The 22377-nt window shown below is 71.4% G+C and carries 21 protein-coding genes and 1 pseudogene; 9 read left to right on the plus strand and 13 right to left on the minus strand.

Features of this window, described 5'->3' with window-relative positions:
• Positions 1-17: 17 nt before the first annotated feature.
• The 3 genes from OHB41_RS28475 to OHB41_RS28485 all read right to left on the minus strand — a co-directional run bounded on the left by OHB41_RS28475 (position 18) and on the right by OHB41_RS28485 (position 4512).
• A complete protein-coding gene (locus tag OHB41_RS28475) occupies positions 18-2201 on the minus strand; it encodes a sulfatase-like hydrolase/transferase (RefSeq protein WP_266700960.1) in 2184 nt (727 codons plus the stop codon).
• A 155-nt stretch (positions 2202-2356) separates the two neighbouring features.
• The gene (locus tag OHB41_RS28480; RefSeq protein ID WP_266700961.1) at positions 2357-3826 is read right to left on the minus strand and encodes a sensor histidine kinase; all 1470 of its coding nucleotides are present in this window, start codon (positions 3824-3826) and stop codon (positions 2357-2359) included.
• Positions 3823-4512 carry a response regulator transcription factor gene (locus OHB41_RS28485; RefSeq protein WP_168529836.1) on the minus strand — a complete coding sequence of 230 codons (690 nt, stop codon included), beginning with the start codon at positions 4510-4512 and terminating at the stop codon, positions 3823-3825. Before OHB41_RS28485 ends, OHB41_RS28480 begins: the two co-directional genes overlap by 4 nt.
• Positions 4513-4674: 162 nt before the next feature.
• Between OHB41_RS28485 and OHB41_RS28490 the strand changes: the two genes are divergently transcribed.
• Positions 4675-7089, plus strand: a complete 2415-nt coding sequence (locus tag OHB41_RS28490) for an MMPL family transporter (protein ID WP_266706197.1) — start codon at positions 4675-4677, stop codon at positions 7087-7089.
• On the opposite strand, the pseudogene OHB41_RS28495 reads toward OHB41_RS28490, so the two are convergent.
• From OHB41_RS28495 to OHB41_RS28540, 10 genes and pseudogenes are all read right to left on the minus strand, one after another.
• Positions 7082-7689: pseudogene (locus OHB41_RS28495) on the minus strand (Uma2 family endonuclease). The gene OHB41_RS28490 and the pseudogene OHB41_RS28495 sit on opposite strands and share 8 nt — an antisense overlap.
• A 90-nt stretch (positions 7690-7779) precedes the next feature.
• Positions 7780-8547, minus strand: coding sequence for a TetR/AcrR family transcriptional regulator (locus tag OHB41_RS28500; protein ID WP_526024970.1), 768 nt, complete (start codon positions 8545-8547; stop codon positions 7780-7782).
• 10 nt (positions 8548-8557) lie between these two features.
• On the minus strand, positions 8558-9067 hold the full coding sequence (locus OHB41_RS28505) for a thiol-disulfide oxidoreductase DCC family protein (RefSeq protein ID WP_266700962.1): 510 nt from the start codon (positions 9065-9067) through the stop codon (positions 8558-8560).
• Positions 9068-9072: 5 nt separating this feature from the next.
• Positions 9073-9480: a hypothetical protein gene (locus tag OHB41_RS28510; RefSeq protein WP_266700963.1), complete on the minus strand. Its 408-nt coding sequence runs from the start codon at positions 9478-9480 to the stop codon at positions 9073-9075.
• Positions 9481-9631: 151 nt separating this feature from the next.
• Positions 9632-10042 carry a VOC family protein gene (locus OHB41_RS28515; protein ID WP_266700964.1) on the minus strand — a complete coding sequence of 137 codons (411 nt, stop codon included), beginning with the start codon at positions 10040-10042 and terminating at the stop codon, positions 9632-9634.
• 215 nt (positions 10043-10257) lie between these two features.
• Positions 10258-11037 carry a succinate dehydrogenase iron-sulfur subunit gene (locus tag OHB41_RS28520; RefSeq protein ID WP_168529848.1) on the minus strand — a complete coding sequence of 260 codons (780 nt, stop codon included), beginning with the start codon at positions 11035-11037 and terminating at the stop codon, positions 10258-10260.
• A complete protein-coding gene (gene sdhA, locus OHB41_RS28525; RefSeq protein WP_266700965.1) occupies positions 11037-12791 on the minus strand; it encodes a succinate dehydrogenase flavoprotein subunit in 1755 nt (584 codons plus the stop codon). Before sdhA ends, OHB41_RS28520 begins: the two co-directional genes overlap by 1 nt.
• Before the next feature lie 24 nt (positions 12792-12815).
• Positions 12816-13307 carry a succinate dehydrogenase hydrophobic membrane anchor subunit gene (locus OHB41_RS28530; RefSeq protein ID WP_266700966.1) on the minus strand — a complete coding sequence of 164 codons (492 nt, stop codon included), beginning with the start codon at positions 13305-13307 and terminating at the stop codon, positions 12816-12818.
• A 5-nt stretch (positions 13308-13312) separates the two neighbouring features.
• Positions 13313-13693, minus strand: a complete 381-nt coding sequence (sdhC, locus tag OHB41_RS28535; RefSeq protein ID WP_266700967.1) for a succinate dehydrogenase, cytochrome b556 subunit — start codon at positions 13691-13693, stop codon at positions 13313-13315.
• Between the two features lie 377 nt (positions 13694-14070).
• Positions 14071-14694, minus strand: a complete 624-nt coding sequence (locus OHB41_RS28540; RefSeq protein ID WP_266700968.1) for a 2-oxo-4-hydroxy-4-carboxy-5-ureidoimidazoline decarboxylase — start codon at positions 14692-14694, stop codon at positions 14071-14073.
• Positions 14695-14949: 255 nt separating this feature from the next.
• Here OHB41_RS28540 and OHB41_RS28545 point away from each other — a divergent pair, with 255 nt between their 5' ends.
• The 8 genes from OHB41_RS28545 (at position 14950) to OHB41_RS28580 (ending at position 22242) form a co-directional block, all read left to right on the plus strand.
• Positions 14950-16584, plus strand: a complete 1635-nt coding sequence (locus OHB41_RS28545) for a beta-N-acetylhexosaminidase (RefSeq protein WP_266700969.1) — start codon at positions 14950-14952, stop codon at positions 16582-16584.
• Positions 16585-16781: 197 nt separating this feature from the next.
• Positions 16782-17519, plus strand: coding sequence for a DUF4328 domain-containing protein (locus tag OHB41_RS28550; protein WP_266700970.1), 738 nt, complete (start codon positions 16782-16784; stop codon positions 17517-17519).
• A gap of 189 nt (positions 17520-17708) precedes the next feature.
• Positions 17709-18278: a hypothetical protein gene (locus tag OHB41_RS28555; RefSeq protein ID WP_266700971.1), complete on the plus strand. Its 570-nt coding sequence runs from the start codon at positions 17709-17711 to the stop codon at positions 18276-18278.
• 294 nt (positions 18279-18572) lie between these two features.
• Positions 18573-18968, plus strand: a complete 396-nt coding sequence (locus OHB41_RS28560) for a hypothetical protein (protein ID WP_266700972.1) — start codon at positions 18573-18575, stop codon at positions 18966-18968.
• A 112-nt stretch (positions 18969-19080) separates the two neighbouring features.
• Entirely contained in the window at positions 19081-19782 is a 702-nt protein-coding gene (locus OHB41_RS28565) for an MFS transporter (RefSeq protein WP_266700973.1), read from the plus strand.
• Between the two features lie 35 nt (positions 19783-19817).
• Complete coding sequence (locus tag OHB41_RS28570) at positions 19818-20120, plus strand: hypothetical protein (RefSeq protein WP_266700974.1); 303 nt, start codon at positions 19818-19820, stop codon at positions 20118-20120.
• A 362-nt stretch (positions 20121-20482) separates the two neighbouring features.
• Complete coding sequence (locus OHB41_RS28575; RefSeq protein ID WP_266700975.1) at positions 20483-21145, plus strand: RNA polymerase sigma factor; 663 nt, start codon at positions 20483-20485, stop codon at positions 21143-21145.
• Complete coding sequence (locus OHB41_RS28580; protein ID WP_266700976.1) at positions 21145-22242, plus strand: hypothetical protein; 1098 nt, start codon at positions 21145-21147, stop codon at positions 22240-22242. Before OHB41_RS28575 ends, OHB41_RS28580 begins: the two co-directional genes overlap by 1 nt.
• The last annotated feature ends 135 nt before the right edge of the window (positions 22243-22377 follow it).

A 22377-nucleotide genomic window follows, 5' to 3' on the forward strand; every position in this document is an offset into this window, starting at 1 on the left:
TTCCGGCGCCGGATGACTCACGGCGCCGGAGTCGAGCCGTACGCCGTCATGAAGCGGTCGCGGAAGGAGCTCATCTTCCAGACCGGGGCGTTGTGCTCGGGCCGCAGGCCGTCCGTCCACCCCCAGTCGGCGATCTTGTCGAGGACCTTCGGGTCCTTGGCGACGATCGAGACCGGCACGTCACGGCTGGCGTGGTTGCCGCTGACCCGGGCGATGGGCTGATGGTCGCCGAGGAAGATCAGCACGGTGTTCTTGTTGCCGTACTTCACCAGGTAGTTGATCAGGCTCGACACCGAGTACTGGATGGACTTGCCGTACTCCTGCTTCGACTTCGTGGAGTCGGTGATGATGTCGGCGGGCTTCTTGCCGGCCTTCTCGATGGCGTTGTAGACCGAGCCGTCACCGACCTGGTCCTGCGGCACCAGCTTGGGGATCGGTGCCCAGGGCTGGTGGCTGGAGGTCAGGATGATCTCCGACATCAGCGGCTTGTCGTGCTTCTTGCCGTGCACCAGGCGTTCGAACGCGGTCAGGGCGTACTGGTCGGGCATCGTCGACCAGCTGAACTTCGGACCCTTGTAGTCGAGCTTGTGGGAGTCGTAGACCTTGTCGAGGCCGTAGAACTTGGACTCCGGCCAGGCCTTCTGGACGCCGGGCATCACACCGACGGTGTCCCAGCCGCCCGACTTCTTGAAGGCCTTGGTGAGGGTCAGGTGCTCGCCCGCGGTGACGGTGCGGTACCGCTGCTGGTTGCTGATCCACAGGCCCGACAGGAACGTCGAGTGGCCCAGCCAGCTGCTTCCGCCGTACGTCGCCGAGGTCAGCCAGCCGCTCTTCGCCGCGAACCCCGCCTTGACCAGCTTCTGGTTCTCGGCGGTGAGGGTCGCGTCCACCCCCGGCGCCATGACCGGGTCCTCGATCGCGCTGCGGCCGTAGCTCTCGATGAAGGTGATCATCATGTCCTTGCCGCGCAGGTCCGTCAGCAGCTGGTCCGGCGGGGTGTTGGCGAAGGCGTCCTTCTTGGCGAACTTGGCGAACGCCGCCTCGTCCCGCAGGGTCGCCTGCACCCGCTTGGTGCGGTCCTCGACGGACTTGGCCGTACGGTCGGAGGCGACCGGCACGCCGGTGAACTGCACGCCCAGCGCCGCGCAGGCGATCCAGACGGTGCCCAGCACCAGGGTCGAACGGGTGGCCGTCACGGTGTGCCGGGACATCAGGCCGGCGAGCCGGACGACCGCCAGCGACATGACGGCGAGCAGGACGATCACGAACAGCACGAGGGCGACCACGATGCCGAGCGTGGCCTGCTTGCCCATCGTGTCCTGGAGATAGGCCCGCGCGTCGGCGAACAGCGACCAGTCGAGGACGAGGTTGAATCCCCGCCCGAGGTACTCGTTGAAACCGATGTCGAGGAGGTTCAGGATCGTCAGCACACCCAGGACCAGGCCGCCGACCGCCGCCACCACCACCCGGGGCCTGCGGGGCAGGACGATCAGCACGGCGGCGCCGAAGATCGCTTCCACCGGGATGCGTACGAACTCGCCGGGCCGGAAACCGGCGCTGCTGTTCGGCATGAGCAGCGCGAACAGCACGAGCACGGCGGCGAGACCGGTGGTGGTCCAGGTCAGGGCACGGGCGGCGACCGGGTACTTCGCCCGCCACCCGCGCCACCGCCCTTTGACCGGCGCCGGCCCGGGGGCGACCTCGTCTCCGGGTTCGGCGGGCGTGGCGGTTTCGGCGGACGCGGCGGGCTCCGCGGACCTGGCGGACTCAGCCGCTGCCGCGGGTTCGGCCCCTTCGGCGGGCTCCGGGGAGTCGGTACGGGCGGTGGTGTCGGCGCCCTCGGGGGAGTCGGTGGTTTCGTCCGCTTCGGCGGACGCGGCGCCCTCGGGGGAGTCGGTGGCCGCGGTGGCCTTCGCGGGCTCGGGGGACTCGTCGGGTTCCGTGGCCGCCGAGCGGGCGTCGGGTTCGGTGGCCGCGGAGGAGTCGCCCGGCGCGTCGGCTTCGGCGGCGTCGGCCGTCTCCGCGGGGCCGGTGGGTCCGGCGGCCTTCGCGCGGGCGGCGGACCGAGGGGCCTCTGGCCCGGCGGGCGCGTCCGTCGTCCGCTCGGCCGCCGCGTCCGGCGTCCGGATCTCCCGCGGGCGCGCCTCTTCGGGCGTCTCGTCCGTGTCCGGCAGCTGTCGAGAGCTCGTGTTGAACGACAACCCGAAGGTCCTTCCGTGCGAAGCCCGGTGATGGCGCGGCGGACCGGGCCGAAGAGGCCGGCCCGCCTGCTTCTGTGTACGGCACCACGGCGGACGGTGTTCAATGCCCCAGGTCTGCTTATGTTCAAGGGCAACACCGCATATGTTCAAGCAGGTCAGCGCGCAGGCAGGGTCACGGTCACGGCGAGCCCCTCGCCCGGTGCCGTCCGTACCGCCACCTCACCCCCGTGAGCCGTCACCACCCCCTGCACGATCGCCATCCCCAGTCCGCTGCCCGCACCGCCGCCCGCCCGGAAGAACCGGTCGAAGATGCGCGCCGCGTCCTCCTCGGCGAGCCCCGGCCCCTGGTCCGCGACATACAGCCGTACGACCCCGTCCGCGCGCTCCAGACCGAGCCGCACCGGCACCTCGGCGGGCGTGTGCGTGCGCACGTTGGCCACCAGGTTGCCCAGGACCTGCCGCAGACCCGATTCGTCGGCGTGCACCAGCAGGGTGCCGTCGGCGCCCACGGTCACCGGCCGGGCCGGCTGCTGGGCGCGCAGATCCTCGGCGGCGTCCCGTACGAGCCGGCTCAGGTCGACGTTCCTGAACCGCAGCTCGGGCCGCTGGTCGAGGCGGGCCAGGGTGAGCAGCTCGTCCACCAGCCGTCCCATCCGGTCGGCCTCGGCGTTCATCCGGTCCCAGGCCCGCCGCCGCTCGGCCGGCTCGCTCAGCATCCCCTTGTCGTACAGCTGGAGGTAGCCGCGGATCGCGGAGAGCGGGGTGCGCAGCTCGTGCGAGGCGTCCCCGACGAACCGCCGCAGCTGGGCGGCGCTGCGCTCACGCGTCCGGTAGGCCGATTCCACCTGCTGGAGCATGGAGTTGAGGGCGAGCCGCAGCTGCTCGACCTCCTGGGTCGGATGGTGGCTGGAGGGCACGCGGCGCGTCAGATCCCCCTCGGCGATCGCCGAGGAGGTCTCCACCATGTCCTCCAGCGGCCGCAGCCGGCGGCTGACGCTGAGCATGGTCAGCACCGCGAGCAGCGACAACAGCAGGGTCCCCACGGCGAGATCGAGCCGCAGGGCCTTGGCTATGCCCTTTTCCAGCGCGTCGGTGGAGGTGGCGAGCAGCACGTAGGTTCCGTCGGCGAGCCGCGCCCCGGTCGCCCGGTAGGCGGCGCCGCGCACGGTGATGTCGTGCAGCGCCCTGTCGCGGACGAGGGCGCGCGGGTCGTCCACCGCGGCGACCAGCGCGCGCTGGGTGCCGGTCGGCTTGAACCCGCCGATGCTGAGTGCCTGCCCCCGGCCGTCCACCGCCGCGAAGATCGAGTCCGGCTGCGGGGAGCTGTCCGCGCGGGGGGTCAGGTGGTTGCGGACGAAGGAGAGCGCGGTCAGTGAGTCGATCTGGTGGAGCGTGAGCTGTGAACCGGTCAGCGAGTCACGCGTCTTGACCAGCTCCGCGTCGACCTGGTCGAGCAGATAGTGCCGCATGCCCATCAGACTGACGGCGGTCGCCACGATGATGCCCAGGGCCAGCAGCGCCACGTTGGCGAGCGTCAGCTTGCCGCGCAGCGAGTGGATCCCGTGGTGGCGGCGGGGGCGCCGGATGCCCGCACGGGCCGCGAGGATGCGGTCCGGGACCTTCATGCGAGCCCGTACCCGACACCCCGCCGGGTCTGGATGACCGGCGGTCCGAGTGGTTCGAGCTTGCGCCGCAGATAGCTGATGTAGGTCTCCACGACGGTCGACTCGGCCGAGTGCTCGTACTGCCACACGTGCCGCAGGAGTTGCTCCTTGGGCACGATCCGGCCGCCGTTGCGCACCAGGAAACGCAGCAGCGCGTACTCGGTCGGGGTGAGTTCCACGGTCCGGTCGCCGCGGTGCACGGAGTACGTCGTCTCGTCCAGTTCCAGTTCGCCGTAGCGCAGCGGCGGGCGCTGCGGCAGGACGTCGGCGGGGCGGGTGCGGCGCAGGACGGCGGTGATACGGGCGACGACCTCGTCGATGTTGAACGGCTTGGTGATGTAGTCGTCGCCGAAGCCGAGCGCGCCCACGATCTCCGCGGGCGCGTCCCGGGCGGTGAGGAAGACGACCGCCAGATCGGGCTGCCGTATCCGCAGTTCGCGGCCGAGGGCACGGCCGTCGCCGTCCGGCAGCATCACGTCGAGCAGGGCCGCGTCGGGCCGGGTGCGCTCGGCGAGCGTGAGCGCCCGGCGGACGGTGCCCGCGGTCATGACCTCGAAGCGGTGGTAGCGCAGGGCGATGGCCAGGACGTCCGCGATGCTCGGTTCGTCCTCGACGACGAGGACGGTGGCCCCCTCATGAGCGGTCATGCCCCCAGTATCCGCACGCCCGCCCCGACGGGGGGCGGCTCCCGTCTTGGAGTTCCTTGAGAGTCATGGGCGCGTCGTTCATCGCGCGAGCACGCCGGTCGATGGTTCTTCCAGGACCTGGGGGACCGACCGACCGACTAAGGAGCGTTGAGAGTGGCGACATTGGCACGGTGGTGCTATCGGCACCGGCTGGTGGTCCTGTTGTTGTGGGTGGGGGCACTGCTCGGACTGGGGGCCGCGGCGTCCACCGCGGGCACGGACTACGCGAACGTGTTCTCCCTGCCCGACACTGACTCCAAGCGCGCGTACGACCTGATGGAGAAGGCCTTCCCGGACCGCGCGGGGGACACCGACACGGTGGTGTGGAAGGTCGACGGGGGCACGGTCCGGGACCAGGCCGTACGCGCCCGGATCCAGCCGGTGCTGGAGAAGATCGGCGGGATGAAGGGGGTCGGCGGCGTCACCAGCCCGTACACGGGCGCGCAGGGCGCGGCGCAGATCAGCGAGGACGGGCGGATCGCCTACGCCCAGGTCACCTTCGCCGAGCAGGCCAACGCCGTCCCCAAGGAACTGGTGCAGAGCGTCGTCGACACGGCGCAGGGCGCCGAACGCGCCGGTCTGCGGGTGGACCTGGGCGGCCAGGCGATCCAGCGGGTCCAGGAACCGCCCACCGGGCTCGCCGAGATGGTCGGCATCCTGGCCGCGGCCGTCGTCCTCTTCCTCGCCTTCGGGTCGCTGTTCGCGATGCTGCTCCCGATCGGCATCGCCGTCTTCGGCGTGGGCACCGGACTGTTCTCCACCCAGCTGATCAGTCATGTCACGGACGTGCCCGACCTGGCTCCGCTGCTCGCCACCCTGATCGGACTCGGCGTCGGCATCGACTACGCGCTGTTCATCGTCACCCGGCACCGGCGCGGCATCCTGCGCGGCGCGGACCCCGAGGAGTCGGCGGTCACGGCGCTCAACACCTCGGGGCGGGCGGTGCTGTTCGCGGGCGGCACGGTGTGCATCGCGCTCGCCGGGATGCTCGTGACCAACCTGCGCTTCCTGGACGGTGTGGTCATCGGGACCTCGCTGACGGTCGTGTTCAGCGTGCTCGCGGCGGTCACGCTGCTGCCCGCGCTGCTCGGCTTCCTCGGTCCGCGGGTGCTCAGCCGCCGTCAGCGGCGCAGGCTGGCCGCCGAGGGAGGGCGCGAGCCGGAGTCCGCGAGCGGCCTGGCCGCGCGCTGGTCGGCGGGCGTCCAGAAGCGTCCGCGCACGATCGCCGCGATGGCCGTGGTCGTCATGGCCGTCCTCGCGCTGCCCGTCCTGTCCCTGCGGCTCGGTGCCACCGACCAGGGCAACGACGACGCGACCACGACGACGAGGAAGGCGTACGACCTGCTCGCGGAGGGCTTCGGGCCCGGCTTCAACGGTCCGCTGCAGGTGGTCTCGTCCGGCGGTGACACGGAGGCGCTCGTGCGGAACATCCGCGCGACCGACGGTGTCGCCCGCGTCGCCGCGCTGCCGCCCGCCGGGGGCGTCACGGTGATCCAGGTCGTGCCGAACACCTCGCCGCAGTCCGAGAAGACGGACCAGCTCATCGACGCCCTGCGCGACAAGGCGATCCCGGAGGCGGGCGTCCAGGCCCACGTGGGCGGTGTGACGGCGATCTCCAAGGACTTCTCGTCCGTGACCGGGGACCGACTCCCGCTCTTCATCGCCACCATCATCGGCCTCGGCTTCCTGCTCCTGATGGTCGCCTTCCGTTCCCTGGTGGTGCCGCTGACGGCCGCCGTGATGAACCTCATCGCGGCCGCCGCGTCCTTCGGCGTCCTCGTCGCGATCTTCCAGTGGGGCTGGGGCCTCGACCTGCTGGGCCTCGGCAAACAGGGGCCGATCAACGCCTTCCTGCCCGTCATCATGCTCTCGCTGCTCTTCGGCCTCTCGATGGACTACCAGGTGTTCCTGGTGAGCCGGATGCACGAGGAGTGGGTGCACACCCGCGACAACGCGCGCGCGGTGCGGGTCGGTCTCGCGGAGACCAGCCGGGTCATCAACTCGGCCGCCCTGATCATGGTCTGTGTCTTCCTGGCCTTCGTCCTGAGCGGCGACTCGGGGGCGGCGATGGCGGGCGTCGGCCTGGCGGCGGCGGTCGCGCTGGACGCGTTCATCCTCCGCACGGCGCTGGTGCCGGCCGCGATGCATCTGCTCGGCAACTCCAACTGGTGGCTGCCGGCCGGGCTCGACAAGCGGCTGCCGCACCTGGCGGTGGAACCGGCGGAGGAGGCGGCGCCGGTGCCGGTCCCCGCGCAGGGACGAGGAGCGACGGCCGTCCACGGCTTCGTCCGCGACGCGACGGGCGAGCCCCTCGACGGGGCGGTCGTGACGCTGCTCTCCAAGGGCGGCCGCCAGCTGGACCGGGTGACGTCACTGGCCGACGGCTCGTACATCGTCTCGGTGCCGGTCCCGGGGACGTACCTCCTGGCGGCGACGGCACCCTCGTACGCGGCGCGTGCCGGTCATGTCCTCGTGGGCGGCGAACCGCTGGTGCACGACGTGGAGTTGACGGAGGACGAGGTGGACGCGGTCAACTAGCCGTGGGCTGACCGGCCTTCAGGATCTCGTCGACGTCCAGGGTCACCTTGGCGCCGATCGAGTCGGACAGTGCGGCGAGTTCCCCGGGGGCGTGGACGCGGTGACTCGCGTACTCGTCCCCGAGGGGCTCGGTCAGCACGTGGAGCCGCTGGTGCCTGCGGTCGACGATCACATGGACCGGGATCTTCGCCCTGGCGTACGCGCCGACCTTGGTGCGGAGGTCGTTCTCGTAGTTGCTGGAGGTGACTTCCAGGACGAGACGGAACGCGACCGGGTCGTAGCAGTTGTTCTCGACGAGGTGGTCCTCGAAGTCGACGTCGACGATCGAGAGGTCGGGGATCGCGTAGTCCTCGGTGCCGGTCGGAAGCCAGAGCCCGAGTCCTTCGAGCCCTCGGTTTCGTCGCCGTCCAGACCGGCGGCGACGAAAGGGCGCCTCAACCTGGACAGAGCGCGGGCGTGAGAACCGTTCGCGGGCGGGGTCACGATGATCGAGCCTCCGATGATCTCGACGCGGTACCCCGGATTGCGGTTCATGAGCCGGTTCGCCTCCGCGGTCAGCGGACGGTCGCCATGGGGCCGCTCGACGGATGCTGCGGACATCACGTACCTCCTGCGGGCCGGTGTCGAGGACAGCATCGTAGAGCGGGCGGGTCCCCGGTGTCCGGTTCATACCGCTTCACCCGACGGTGATCACTCGGTCCGCCCCTTGACCGCCGGATCGGGGAGCAGCCTCGTCATCCCCGGCAGGAAGTCCGTGAACAGCTCGTGCACCTCGTGGACGAGCGGTCGCAGCACCCGGAAACGGGCCAGTGAGACACCCCGGGTGGTGAGCCGGGCGCCGCGCTCGGCGAGCCGGTAGCTGCGCTCGCGTCCCTCCGTGCGGTCGAAGACCCAGTAGAGGACGAGCCCCATCTGCGACAGCCACATCAGCTCGGGCAGGGCGTCCCGCAGCTCCTCGGGGACCTTCGCCTTCGACCCCGCGAGCACCTTCCGGTGCAGGGCGATGGACTCCTCGCGCGGTCCCGCCGACTCGGGCGAGAAGGGGCTGAGCGGGCTGTCGGGATCGGCGGCGTTCTTGAAGAACTGCGCCGCGAACTCGTGGTAAGGCTCCGCCACGTCCAGCCACGTCTTCAGCACGCCCGCGATCCGCGCCTCCAGATCCTTCTCGCGTTCCAGGACCGGCCGGACCGCCACCTGGTGCTCGGCGGCGATCCGGTCGTAGAAGCCCTGGATCAGGTGCTCCTTGCCGGCGAAGTAGTAGTACGCGTTGCCGACCGAGACCCCGGCCTCCTTGGCGATGGCCCGCATGGTCGTCTTGTCGTACCCCCGCTCCTGGAACAGCCGGAGAGCCGTTTCCAGGATCAGGGCGCGGGTCTGCTCGCTCTTGGCGGGGCCCTTGTCCGGGCCCTCGGGGCCGTTGCCGGGGCCGGGGCCGAGGTCGTCTGTCGGTGCTGGCACGGTCATGAGCCTAACGAGTCGAACAGGTGCCGCCGGCACAGCCGGGAGGGTTGTACAGCCATCCGATGGTCGGCTCGTACACCCATCCTTCGCTCCGCCGGTAGACGTCCCCGCCCCAGCCCTCGGCCCGGCGGTGCCCTTCGCGCCACTTCGCTGCCGCGAGCATCGCGCCCCTCGCGAGCAGGGCACCCGCCGGGGTGCTCAGCCGGTGGGCGAGCGCCCGGTACTCGCGCAGCGCCCACAGGCAGACGACCCAGGCGGCGGCCCCCTGGTAGACCTGACCGGCGTCGCCCACGACGGTGATCTCGTCGAGGGTGGCCCGGTGGTCGAGTGCGGGGAAGAGCCCCCGGGCCTCGTCGGAGGCGGCCGGCACCAGCCGCAGCGGAACCAGCCGGGGCTGCCTCGCCAGCCAGTCGTGCAGGAAGGCGCACAGCGAGCACCGCGCGTCGTAGAGAACGGTGAGCCCGCGGACCGGGACGCGCGCGGCGTCCCGGTCCCGGGTGCCCGAGGAGGCGGCCACCGGGGTCACACCCCGGCCGAGGGCGCGACCCAGTCCGTCGGCCCGACGGGCGGCAGCTGCTCCCGCTCCATCACGCCCCGCCGCCGGATCCGGTTGAGCACGTACACGTTGCCGAGGTGCATGACCCCGAGCACCAGCAGGACGACGCCGAGCTTGGTCGACAGGGCCTCGAAGACCCCGCGGGCGTTCTCGATGTCGTCGTCCCCGTTCAGATAGAGCGCGACGAAGCCAAGGTTGACCAGGTAGAAGCCCACCACCAGCAGGTGGTTGACGGCTTCGGCGAGCTTCTCGTTCCCGTGCAGCACGTCGGAGAGGAAGATCCGCCCGTTGTGGCTCAGCGTGCGCGCCACCCAGACCGTCAGCGCGATGCTGACCAGTAGATAGATGACGTACGCGACGACCGTGAGGTCCATGTCCCCACCCCTTCTTGAACGCGTTCAAAACGCTGTCGAGTAGGAATGTAGACCTGCTTTTGAACATGTTCAAGTCAGGGATGGGGGTGTGCCCGGCGTCACGCGCGGCGTCGGGCACACCGGGCCCTGAGGGCGTCGGGCGCGCCAGGCCCTAAGGGCGCCGTGCGAGTTCGGGGCGCTTGGTGTAGTCCGTGAAGCCGATGACGTTGCCCCAGGGGTCGGCGATCTCGACGGTCCGGCCGGTGGCGACCGGGAACACGGGAGCGAGTGGCCGGATGCCGGCCGCGGTCAGCGCGTCGGCCGTGGCCCGCGCGTCCCGGACCTCCAGCCACACCCGTGCCGGGGCCCATACCGGCGGCCGTGGACCGAGTCCGTCCTCCAGGCGCAGCAGCAGCCCCGGAGTCTCCTTGCCCACCTTCAGCAGGGCGATCCCGGCCTCGTCGAGCCGGAACGCCACCGGGAACCCGGCCCGTTCGTAGAAGCTCACCGCCGCGCCGAGGTCACCCACCGGCAGCAGTACGTTGTCGAGGCCGAGCAGCTCATGTGACACGTCATCTGACATGCCGTCAGATTAGGTGTTCGTCCGCCTTCGCCCGCGGGGGCTGACCGTGGGGGTCACTCATTGGGCCGAGGAGCCGCTGACGGCCGTCCGGGCGGGCGTGGCCCCGCAGGCCTACCGGCACCGTCCGTCAACGGCGAAGGCCCCGCTCCCACAAGGGGAACGGGGCCCGAGGCGCCGTACGGGCGAGGAGGCCGCCCGGAAGGACCGGAAGCGGATCAGAAGCGACGCGTGATCAGCGCGCGCTTGACCTCCTGGATCGCCTTCGTGACCTCGATACCGCGCGGGCAGGCGTCCGTGCAGTTGAACGTGGTGCGGCAACGCCACACGCCGTCCTTGTCGTTGAGGATCTCCAGGCGCTGCTCGCCCGCTTCGTCACGGCTGTCGAAGATGAAGCGGTGCGCGTTCACGATCGCGGCCGGGCCGAAGTACTGGCCGTCGTTCCAGAACACCGGGCAGGACGACGTGCACGCCGCGCAGAGGATGCACTTGGTGGTGTCGTCGAAACGCTCGCGGTCCTCGGCGCTCTGCAGACGCTCACGCGTCGGCTCGTTGGTGTCCTTCGTGATGAGGAAGGGCATCACGTCGCGGTACGCCTGGAAGAACGGGTCCATGTCGACCACGAGGTCCTTCAGGACCGTCAGGCCCTTGATGGCCTCGACCGTGATCGGCTTCGCCGGGTTGATGTCCTTGATCAGCGTCTTGCAGGCAAGGCGGTTCTTGCCGTTGATCCGCATGGCGTCCGAACCGCAGATGCCGTGCGCGCAGGAGCGGCGGAAGGTGAGCGTGCCGTCCTGATCCCACTTGATCTTGTGCAGCGCGTCGAGGACACGCTCCTTCGGGTCGATCTCCAGCTGGAAGTCTTCCCAGACCGCGTCCGCCGAGACCTCGGGGTTGAAGCGGCGGATGCGGAACGTGGCGGTGATGTACGGCGAGTCGGCGAAGCCCGCCTCGGGCTGGCCGGCGCTGTCCGCCTTGTCGAGAGTCGGGGTAGCCATCAGTACTTACGCTCCATCGGCTGGTAGCGGGTCTGGACGACCGGCTTGTAGTCGAGACGGATGGACTCGGTGCCGTCGTCGCCGACCTCGCGGTACGCCATGGTGTGGCGCATGAAGTTGACGTCGTCGCGGTTCGGGTAGTCCTCGCGGTAGTGACCGCCGCGGGACTCCTTGCGGGCGAGCGCGGAGACGGCCATGACCTCGGCCAGGTCGAGCAGGTTGCCCAGCTCGATGGCCTCGAGGAGGTCCGTGTTGAACCGCTTGCCCTTGTCCTGGATCGCGACGTTCTTGTAGCGCTCGCGCAGCTCCGCGATCTTCTCGACCGCCGTCTTGATCGTCTGCTCGGTGCGGAACACCATCACGTTGGCGTCCATGCACTCCTGCAGCTCGAGGCGGAGCGTCGCGACCCGCTCCGTGCCCGTGGAGTCGCGCAGGCGCTCGACCTGCGCGACGACCTGCGAGGCCGGGTTGTCGGGCAGCTCGACGTAGTCGGCCTTCGCCGAGTACTCGGCCGCGGCGATGCCCGCGCGGCGCCCGAACACGTTGATGTCCAGGAGCGAGTTCGTGCCGAGCCGGTTGGCGCCGTGCACGGACACGCAGGCGACCTCGCCGGCCGCGTACAGGCCCGGGACGACCGTGGTGTTGTCGCTCAGCACCTCACCCTCGACGTTCGTCGGGATGCCGCCCATCGCGTAGTGCGCGGTGGGCTGGATCGGGATCGGGTCCGTGTAGGGCTCGATACCGAGGTAGGTACGCGCGAACTCGGTGATGTCGGGGAGCTTCGCGTCGAGCTGCTCCGGCGGGAGGTGGGTGAGGTCGAGGTAGACGTGGTCGCCCTCGGGACCGCAGCCGCGGCCCTCACGGATCTCCGTGTAGATGGAGCGGGACACGACGTCACGGGACGCGAGGTCCTTCATGACCGGCGCGTACTTCTCCATGAAGCGCTCGCCGTCCTTGTTGCGGAGGATGCCGCCCTCACCGCGGGCGCCCTCCGTCAGCAGGATGCCCATGCGCCAGATGCCGGTCGGGTGGAACTGGAAGAACTCCATGTCCTCCAGCGGCAGTCCGCGACGGTAGACCGCCGCCTGCCCGTCACCCGTCAGGGTGTGCGCGTTGGACGTCACCTTGAAGAACTTGCCGGTGCCGCCGGACGCGTAGATCACGGACTTCGCCTGGAAGACGTGGATCTCACCGGTCGCGAGTTCGTACGCGACGACACCCGCGGACCTCTTGACGCCGTCGACCTCGGTGATGAGCTGGTCGAGCACGTAGAACTCGTTGAAGAACTCCACGCCCTCCTTGACGCAGTTCTGGTACAGCGTCTGGAGGATCATGTGGCCGGTGCGGTCCGCGGCGTAGCAGGACCGGCGGACCGGGGCCTCACCGTGGTTGCGGGAGTGACCGCCGAAACGGCGCTGGTCGATCCGCCCCTCGGGCGTCCGGTTGAACGGCAGGCCCATCTTCTCCAGGTCGAGGACCGAGTCGATGGCCTCCTTCGCCAGGATCTCGGCGGCGTCCTGGTCGACCAGGTAGTCACCGCCCTTGACGGTGTCGAAGGTGTGCCACTCCCAGTTGTCCTCCTCCACGTTGGCCAGCGCGGCGGCCATGCCGCCCTGCGCCGCGCCCGTGTGGGAGCGGGTGGGGTAGAGCTTCGTCAGCACGGCGGTGCGGCTGCGCTTCGTCGCCTCGATGGCGGCGCGCATGCCGGCGCCGCCGGCGCCGACGATGACGGTGTCGTACTTGTGGATCTGCATGAGTCGGTTACCTCAGCCCCGTGCCTAGCGGATGTTCGGGTCGAAGGTGAAGATCACCAGCGTGCCCAGCAGGATGGTGAACACCGTCGCGGTGTAGAGCAGGCCCTTGAGCCACAGGCGGGTGTTCGCGCGCTCGGCGTAGTCGTTGATGACCGTGCGCAGGCCGTTGGCGCCGTGCAGCATGGCGAGCCACAGCATCGCGAGGTCCCAGGCCTGCCACCACGGGGACGCCCAGCGGCCCGCGACGAACGCGAAGCCGATCTTGGAGACACCGCCGTCGAGGACGAGCTGGATGAGCAGGTGGCCGAGGACCAGGACGACGAGGACGATGCCGGACAGGCGCATGAAGAGCCAGCCGTACATCTCGAAATTGCCGCGCGTCGACTTCGGGGTCTTCTTGGTGCGCTTGCGGGGGGCCTCGATGAGCGGCGCCGGGTTGTCGACGCCGTACGCCGAGAACGTGCCCGCGCCCTCGACGGGGCCGATGCCGGAAGCGGCGGTCTCTGTGGTGGACATCTGCGTCAGCTCCCGAAGACTTCGCGGAATGCGTGCCCGAGGACGGGGTACAGCGCCCCGACCATCAGCACGACCCAGATACCGACGACGGACCAGAGCATCTGCTTCTGGTAGCGCGGGCCCTTCGACCAGAAGTCGACGGCGATGACACGCAGGCCGTTGAGCGCGTGGAAGAGGATGGCGGCGACGAGGCCGTACTCCAACAGCGCGACGATCGGCGTCTTGTACGTGGACACGACCCTGTCGTAGTCCTCGGGGGAGACACGGACGAGAGCGGTGTCCAGCACGTGTACGAACAGGAAGAAGAAGATGAGGACGCCGGTGACTCGATGAGCCACCCAGGACCACATTCCTTCCCGGCCGCGGTACAGCGTTCCAGCCGGCACGGAAGAACCCTCCGGGAGCGGGGATTGGGGCCTGCCGGCTTCTGTGTCGGTCGGCCCGGCCGGGTACGGTCCACCGGCCCCGGCCATCGTAGCGACGACTTGTCGGAACGTTTACAGCGGCCCTATCTATGTGATCAAACTGGCAGACAATCAGGCACGGACGGGCTACTGCGGAGACGGACCGCGGGTCGGCGAGGGGCGGCGGACGGTGCGTCGTGCGGGAAACGGGGGGCCGGGACCGTCCCGGCGCGTGCACGGGTGCCCGGCGTGGCGCGGTCGCTTCGCCCCGGCGGTCCGTCCGGGGCGGGGTCCCGCGGCCCGGAGCGCGACCCTGTGTCCCGGTGTTCCCGGAGGTGGCGGTCCGGCAGGTGCCGGTCCTAGAGGGGGCGCTCCAGCACGGGTGGCGCGCTGAAGTGCTGCACCAGGCGGGCGAGGCGGCCCCGGGCGAGGCGGCGCAGTTCGTCCGCCGTCGTCACGCGCTCCTCCTCCCGATCGTTCGTCAATCGTGACCGGATGGCGCCGAGCACCTGGTCGAGGGCTTCCTCGGGGGCTATGCCGTCCAGGCAGATGACGAACACATGCCCGAAGCGGCTCTCGTACGCGGCGTGCGCGGCGCTCAGCGCGGTGTGGGCGGCGGAGTAGCCGCCGTCCGGGAGTGGCGTGAGCGACTCGCCGGCCAGCGCTTCGGCGAGATCGCCGGGCGTGAGGTCGTACGCCGCCTCGTCGGCCGCGGCCAGCAGGGCGTCCAGATCCGGGTACGGCCGGTGGGCGGCCAGCCGGTGGGCCCAGCGCGGATTGCGGCAGCACGTGAGCAGGGCCCGCTCGACGTCGTCGGCGGGTGCGTCGTTGAAGTGCTGCAGGCGCGCCGGGGACGGTGACCCGCTCTTCTGCTCGGGTAGGGCGACCTGGCCGGGGAGGCGTGGGAGACGGTGCGCGGGCAGCGTGGGTCCTCGGCGATGGGATGGCGGCGGGTGCGTGCCGTGGCGTCCTGTGGACGTCACGTGTGGTGCGGCAGGGGATGAAGTGAGAAGTGTGCCGCCACGGTATCGACGATTGACGGGAGCTGTCCGTCCGATGCCTGAATTTCACCCGGACGGGAGAGTTTCGGAACCGGCGGTGGACGGTTGTGAAGGAGAAGGCGACCGTGGTTCATGAGGGGGGTGTACGACGTGAGGTGTACGGGGTGCGCGATGCGTACGTGAAGATGCGGGTCCCGACGGCCGGGGCGTGATCGTGATCGTGAAGGGCGTGGTGCGGTGAGCACGGGCAGGCGGCGACGGGCGCCGGTGCGGAGCGGGAGACGGCCGGCGCTGATCGCCGCCGGGGCGGTGGCGGCGGCGGGTGCCGTGGTGGCGGCCGTGGTGCTGTGGCCCTCCGGTGACGGCGAGCCGACCGGGGCGAGCGTGTCCTCGGCGAGCAGGTCCGCCGCCGCGGGCCGCTCCGCCGCGTCCGCCTCGCCCACCCGGACCTACCCCCTCTCGCGGGCACCCCGCACGATCCCCGCCGTGCGGGAGCACACACCCGCCCGGGGCCCCGGCTGGCGTCCCGCCGCGGGCGGCCGGGTGGTCGTCGACGACGCCGGCCTCGCCGACGAGGGGAAGCTGATCGCGGGGGAACTGAAACTGTCCTATGCCGGGCGGACGCAGGCCCGTGACGGTGACGTCGAACTCGCCCTGAACGGCACCGCCGCCGATCCGGAGTCGTACACCCTGACGGTGAAGAACCGCCGGGTCACCATCTCCGCGCCGGGGCGGGCGGGCGTCTTCTACGGCACGCGCACCCTGAAGCAGGAGGTGCACGGCGGTGGTACCGCGCCGGAGGGCGTCGTACGCGACCGGCCCGCGAAGCCACGCCGCGGATTCATGCTGGACATCGCCCGCAAGCACTTCACGGCGGCCTGGATCGAGGACCGGGTCCGCGAACTGGGCGACCTGAAGTTCAACGAGCTGGGCCTGCACTTCTCCGACGACCAGGGATTCCGTATCCAGTCGGACACCCACCCGGAGATCGTGTCCCGGCAGCACCTGTCCAAGACCGAGGTCAAGGACATCATCGACCTCGCGGCGAGCCGGCACATCCAGGTCGTTCCCGAGATCGACTCGCCGGGCCACCTCGGCGCGGTGATCGCCGCCCACCCCGACCTCCAGCTCCGGAACGCCTCGGGGGTCCCCACCCGCGGAGCCGTCGACATCTCCAAGCCCGCCTCGGCGGGCATCGTCGACGACCTGCTCAACGAGTACGCGGGTCTCTTCCCCGGCCCGTACTGGCACCTCGGCGGCGACGAGTACCAGGCGCTGACCGTGGCGAACCCGGCGGCCTCCTACCCGCAGCTGGCCGCCGCGGCCAGGAAGCTCTTCGGGGCCGGCGGGAGCGTCGCCGACCTGACGACCGGCTGGCTCAACGACCGCGCCGCGGTGGTGCGCGGACACGACCGGACCTCGCGGGCCTGGAACGACGGGTTCTTCCGCGGGGGCAGCGTCCAGGCCGCCAAGGACATCGAGGTCGCGTACTGGACCGGCAAGGAGATCGGCGCGCGGCCGCCGGCCGAGTACCTGAGCGCCGGCCGCAAACTCATCAACTACAACGACGAGTTCCTCTACTACGTCCTCGGCGAACCGCAGACCTTCGTCTATCCGACCGGACAGCGCATCTACGAGCAGTGGACCCCGCTCGTGCTGCGCGGCACCACACCGGTCCCGTCGAGGTACGACGGTCAGATCCTCGGCGGGAGCTTCGCCGTCTGGTGCGATCTCGCGGGCTCGCAGACCCAGGACCAGGTGGCGGCGGGCATCAGGATGCCGTTGCGCGCGACCATCCAGAAGCTGTGGGATCCGGGGCGGCCGGCCCTGTCCTGGAGCGGCTTCAAGGGCCTCGCGGACCGACTGGGCTGAACCGGCCCCGCGGCGCGAGCCGGAGCCGGCCGCTTCGGGGTCGGGCGCAATCGGTTGGACGCCAAGGCGGGATGAACATATCTTCCGATGGTTCGTGTGCCGGGTGTGCCCCTGGGGAAGGGGCACACCCGGCTTCTTGTGCCGGTACCGCCTCGCGTGCGGGCCGGAGACCCGGGGGGCCCATGTCCAGTACACCCATGCCTGATGCGCCTATGTCCGGTGCGCCCATGTCCGTACCCGCGCCCCTGCCGACGGGCACCCCGGTGTCGCCGCACGGTCCGGCCTGGCTGAGGTCACCGGTCGGCCTCGGACGGGCCACCGCCGCGCTGCTCGGTCTGGTCGTCGCGACCGACCTCTTCGCGATCTGGGCGGACCGCACGATGTACGACGTGGCGTCCGCGCTGGTGGACGGCCGGACCGGGGAGGGCATCCGGCGGAGGGCGGACCACGCGGACTCGCTGTACTCCGCGGCCGGGTACGCGCAGACGGGCGCCCTGGTCGCGACCGTCGTCGTCTTCCTCGTCTGGTTCCACCGGGCGCGGATCAACGCCGAGGTGTTCGATCCCTTCGGACACGCCAAGAGCCGCGCCTGGACGTTCTGGGGCTGGTTCGTGCCGGTGCTCAACCTGTGGCGCCCGCGCCGGATCATGCTGGACATCTGGGACGCGAGCACCCCGCAGGGCACCCGGGTCTCGCACGGTCTGGTCAACGTCTGGTGGGCGCTGTGGCTGATCGCGCTGGCCGCCGACCGGGCCTCCACGACGGAGCACCGCCACGCCGGGACCCCGCTGGAGATCCAGCACGCGGCCGGCCAGACGATGTTCGCGGACGCCACCGACGTCGCCGCCGCGCTGCTGGCGATCCTCGTCGTCCTGCGGCTGACCCGGATGCAGAACGAGAAGGCCCTGCGCGGACCGGCCGCGGCCGCGGTCTGACACCCGCCGGCGGGATCAGGCGGCTGCTCGCCGTACTGACCGCGGAGACCCCACCGTTGGCCGAAAATCTGCTGTTTCGCCTCCTGGACCGGCTCGGCGTGGTACCCCTGTGACACTCCCGCTGCTGAGCACGCAGTAAGGGAAAGTGCGGGCTCCGTTAGGGGGAGCACCCTGTCGAGGGGAGGCGTGATGAGTCTGGTGGACCTGATCGCTCAGGCCGACGAGCGTGGTCTGGCGGCCAGCGGGCTGGCTTGTTTGGATCGGTGTGTGCCTCTACTGGGTGGCGACGACGAGGTCCTGAGACCGCTGTGGTCGAGCCTCGCGGACGGCGGCGCCTGGAGCGAGTGCCTCGAACGGGCGCGGACCGAGCTGGACGCCGCCGACCCCGAACCGGCCGCCGCCGACGAGGACGAGGCCGCCGTCCTCGTCCGCCGTATGCTCGCCGCCGCTCCCGACGACCCCTGCGCGTCCGGCCTGCGGGACTGGGCCGACGCGTGCTCGGTGGCTGCCCTGCGGATCCACCGGCTGCTCGACGCCACCGCCGACGACACCGGTACGTGCCCGGTCTCGGCGCACCGCGAGGGCGACACGGACGGCATCTCTCCCCTCGTCGCGGCCGAACTGCGCCGCCAGGTCGCGGTCCTGGAGCTGCTGGCGGGCCGGGGCGCGGGCGGCCTGCGCCCCGCGCTGGAGGTGTCCACGGAGGGGCGGCGCGTGCTGCGCGCGGTGGTGTCGCGGCGGGCCCGCGGACGCGCGTGACGCGGAGTCCCGGGTCCGGCGGCGCCGGCGAGGGGCTGAGGTGAGGCCCGGTCGGGGTCCGACGTGCCGCGACATAACCCGACGTGCGGCGACGTGCGGCGACCGGGGTCCCGGGCGGTGGGACAGGAGTCCGGGAGGACGGACGGGAGTTCCCGAGTCCCCGGCTCGGCCGTAAACCTGATTCCTGCGGGGTTCCTGTGACTGTCCTGCGCGGGCGGATGGGGGTCCTGGGCCGGTGTCGCGAATGTGCCCGGGACGCGTGACGAAACCCGTCCGAGGAGCGCTTTTCCGAGTGTGAACGCACAGCGAACAACCAGGCCCCAGGCCGCGACGAAGCCCGTGCGGTGGGCGGCGGACACCGTCGCCACGATGCGCGAGGGCGCCCGACTGCGCCTCGACTACTCGGCCCAGAGTCTGTGGCGCGTCGACCGGCTGATCGACGAGATACGCCGTGAACGGGCGCCGTACGCCGCCGTGGAGAGCGTGCTGCGCGGCTTCGGCGCGTACGCCGGCGAGGTCGTCGCCCGGTACACCGGCGCGGAGTGGTGGGAGACCGGCGGCGAGCACTGGCTGCGGACCCCCGACGGGCGGCTGTGGGACCCGATCGACGAGGCCCGCCGCTGCTACGGGGGCGACGGCTCGCTGCGCCTGCTGTGCCGGGAGGCCACCGGGGACAGGGCGCGGCGCTGACGGGCTCGTCGGGGCAGGGCGGCGGAATTACCACCTCTTAAGGTACGCGACCGTTCCCAAAGGGCGGCCCCCGGAGGGACCATGAGGGCAACCGCCGGACCCGGGAGGCCTCGTGGCCGCGAACCGCCGCTGGTGGGCGCTGGTTGTCATCGCCCTCGCCCAGCTGATGGTCATCCTCGACATGACCATCGTGAACATCGCCCTGCCGTCCGCCCAGACCGCCCTGCACATGTCGGACGGGAACCGGCAGTGGGTCATCACCGCCTACACCCTGGCCTTCGGGGGCCTGCTGCTCCTCGGCGGCCGGATCGCCGACCTCGCCGGGCGCAGAGTCGCCTTCATGACCGGCCTGTTGGGCTTCGCCGCCGCGTCCGCGCTGGGCGGCGCCGCGGCCGACTCCGGGATGCTGTTCGGAGCACGCGTGCGACGCCAGAAAGTGCGGCCCCGGGCCACTCCACTCGAGAACGAGGCACTGGAACTGCCCGGCCACCACAGCACGCACGACCAGGCGCTGGAGACCCTCGGCACCGAGCGCGCCCTGGAACTGGTCGCCCGGCTGCCCCGCGACCAGGCCGAGGCCGTTCTGCTGCGCGTGGTCGTCGGCCTGGACGGACCGGCCGCCGCACGCGTCCTGGGCAAGCGCCCGGGCGCGGTGCGCACCGCGGCCCATCGCGGTCTGAGGCGACTGGCCCAGCAGATCGCCGCCGACGGGACCGACAACGTCACGGACGACGGCGCGGCGAGCGGCACGGACGACGGCGCGACGGGCGGTGTGACGCCCGAAGGCCGCCGGACGCTGGGGGATTCGGGATGAGCGCCGGGAGCGCTCGGTGAGGGGTGGGCGGGGACATGGGTGAACGGCACGGAGACGCCGGGCCCTTCCTCGGCCGCTCCCTCGATGTCTCCCTCGACGCGCTGCTCGCCGCCGTACGGACCGCTCCCGTCGATCCCGACGCGGAGGGGCGGGCCGTCGCCGCGTACCGGGCCGCGCGGGAGCGGGGGGCGCACGGGGCGCGGACCCGGCGGCGGGACGACTGGACCGATCTGAGCGATCTGAGTGATCTGACAGGCCGGACCGACTGGACCGACTGGAACTCGGGCGCCGGGGCGGGGACGGAGAAACCGGAGCAGGAGCCGGAGAAGCCGGAGTAGGAGCGGGGGCCCGGTTCACGGCGAAGCCGGGCGCGTCCCACGCGATGCGGCGGCGGCGTACGAAGACGCCCGCCCGGGGTGCCGATGGCAACGGCCGGGGCCGCCACCCCCCACAGGAGAGGCCCCGGCCGTCGCGCGGCACGGGCCGCGCGGCGGCCCGTACTCTCTACAGCGCCGCGACTGCGTTTTGTGTCACACCTCGCTCCGTCACGACATAGTTGCAAGTTGTACGGACGTGGACGGGGAGCTGTTTCAGGCCGTAACGTGCCATTCGCGCCGGGGCGCGGAGGACAGGCAACCACAACGGCGAGAGCCCGGTCCGCGAGAGCGGCGCCGGTTCAGGCGCAAAGAGGGGCGCGCGGGTGCTGGGGGACGACGCGGAGCTGACCACCGCGGTGCTTGCGGCGCAGGACGGGGACGAGACCGCGTTCCGGACTGTGTACCGCGCGGTGCACCCACGGCTGCTCGGATACGTACGGACGCTGGTGGGTGACCCGGACGCGGAGGACGTCACCTCCGAGGCCTGGCTGCAGATCGCACGCGACCTGGAGAGGTTCAGCGGCGACGCCGACCGCTTCCGCGGCTGGGCCGCCCGGATCGCCCGCAACCGCGCCCTCGACCACATACGCATGCGCGGGCGCCGCCCCGCGATCGGCGGCGACGAGACCGAACTGACCGGCAGGGCCGCCGAGTCGGACACCGCGGGAGAGGCCATCGAGGCGCTGACCACCGACAGCACCCTCTCGCTGATAGCCCAGCTTCCGCAGGACCAGGCGGAGGCCGTCGTGCTGCGGGTCGTCGTCGGGCTCGACGCCAAGTCCGCGGCCGAGACCCTCGGCAAGCGGCCCGGAGCCGTCCGCACCGCGGCGCACCGGGGTCTGAAGCGGCTCGCGGAGCTGATCGGCGGCGATCCGGAATCCTCGGTCGCGCTCGGCGCGGTCCCCCCACAAAGAGAGTCGCGGACACGCGCGGTGACGTCCGCCGGTGTGACGCATACGCGGTCGCGGACGCAGAAGGACATGTGATGGCCGACGAGGACTACAGGTGGCTGGACCGCGAGGCCGCGGAGCGTCTGTTGCGCGGTGAGCCGCTGGAGGCCGTCGACGCCGAAACCAAGGAACGCGTGGAGCGGCTGGCCGAGGCGCTCGCCTCGCTGGTCGCGGAACCCGCGTCGGACGGTGCCGAACTCCCCGGCGAGGCCGCCGCGTTGGCCGCGTTCCGGGCCACCCGCGCCGGCCGTGACGGAGTCCCCGCCCAGGTCGTCGCGGGCCGGGACCCGCGGGCCGCCGCGCACTCCGCCGACGCCGGTCTGGTCCGTCTGGGGAGCCCCGGTCCGGGCGGTCACCGGGCCCGCTGGGGCCGGCCCGTGCGCTTCGGGCTGGCCGCCGCGGTGGCCGTCGGCATGATCGGCGGGGTCGCCGTCGCGGCCGGGACCGGAGTGCTGCCGACTCCGTTCCGTGACGACAGGTCGCACCCGGCCGCCACGGTTTCCGCAGCCCAGACACCGCAGCGCCCGCTGGTCTCGCCGTCGCCGGGGGTGTCGCAGGCCGACGGCTCCGAGATACCGCTGCCCGGTGCCACGACGAGCGGATCGGCCGGTTCCGGCTCCTCCGACGACGTGGCGGCCGGCGGCTCCGCGAGCGGGCAGCCCCACCCGTCCGGGCCGGGCCGGCCGGCCCGCTCCCACGAGTGGTGGAGCAGGACGCGCTCGTCGTGCCGGGATGTCCTGGGCGGCAAGAACCTGGAGGCCGGCCGCAGACGCGTCCTGACGGACGCGGCGGGCGGCGGCGGACGGGTGAAGTCGTTCTGCAGGCGTGTCCTGGGCTGGACGGGAGCCGGTTCCGGCGAGAGCCGGGACAACCGGGGCGGTGAGGACGGTCAGGGTGACGGGCAGAGCGGCTCCGGCTCCGGCCACGAGTCCGGGCACGGCTCCGGCGGCGGCAAAGGTGGCGACGACGGCGGCCACATGGTCCCGGGCGGCGACGGCCACCACCAGAGCGGGGTCTTCACCCCGGCCCTGCCCTCGGCTCTGGCGCCGGTCCCGCCGCGCAAGTCGGCGCTGTCCTCGGCCGTACGGGACGCCGTGCGGGCGGACGAGGCGTTGCTGCGGTCGGCCGTCTGAGCCGCTTCCCGGCCCTCGGTAGCCGGTTCCCGGCCATGCGGCGGACGCCGCCGCCGGCCACCGGGTGGCGAGATGCCTTCACTCACCCGCTCTGAACCGCGGTTTCGTATTTCTTTGAACTTTCTTCCGCGCCGG

The sequence above is a fragment of the Streptomyces sp. NBC_01571 genome, from assembly GCF_026339875.1.
GTDB lineage: Bacteria > Actinomycetota > Actinomycetes > Streptomycetales > Streptomycetaceae > Streptomyces.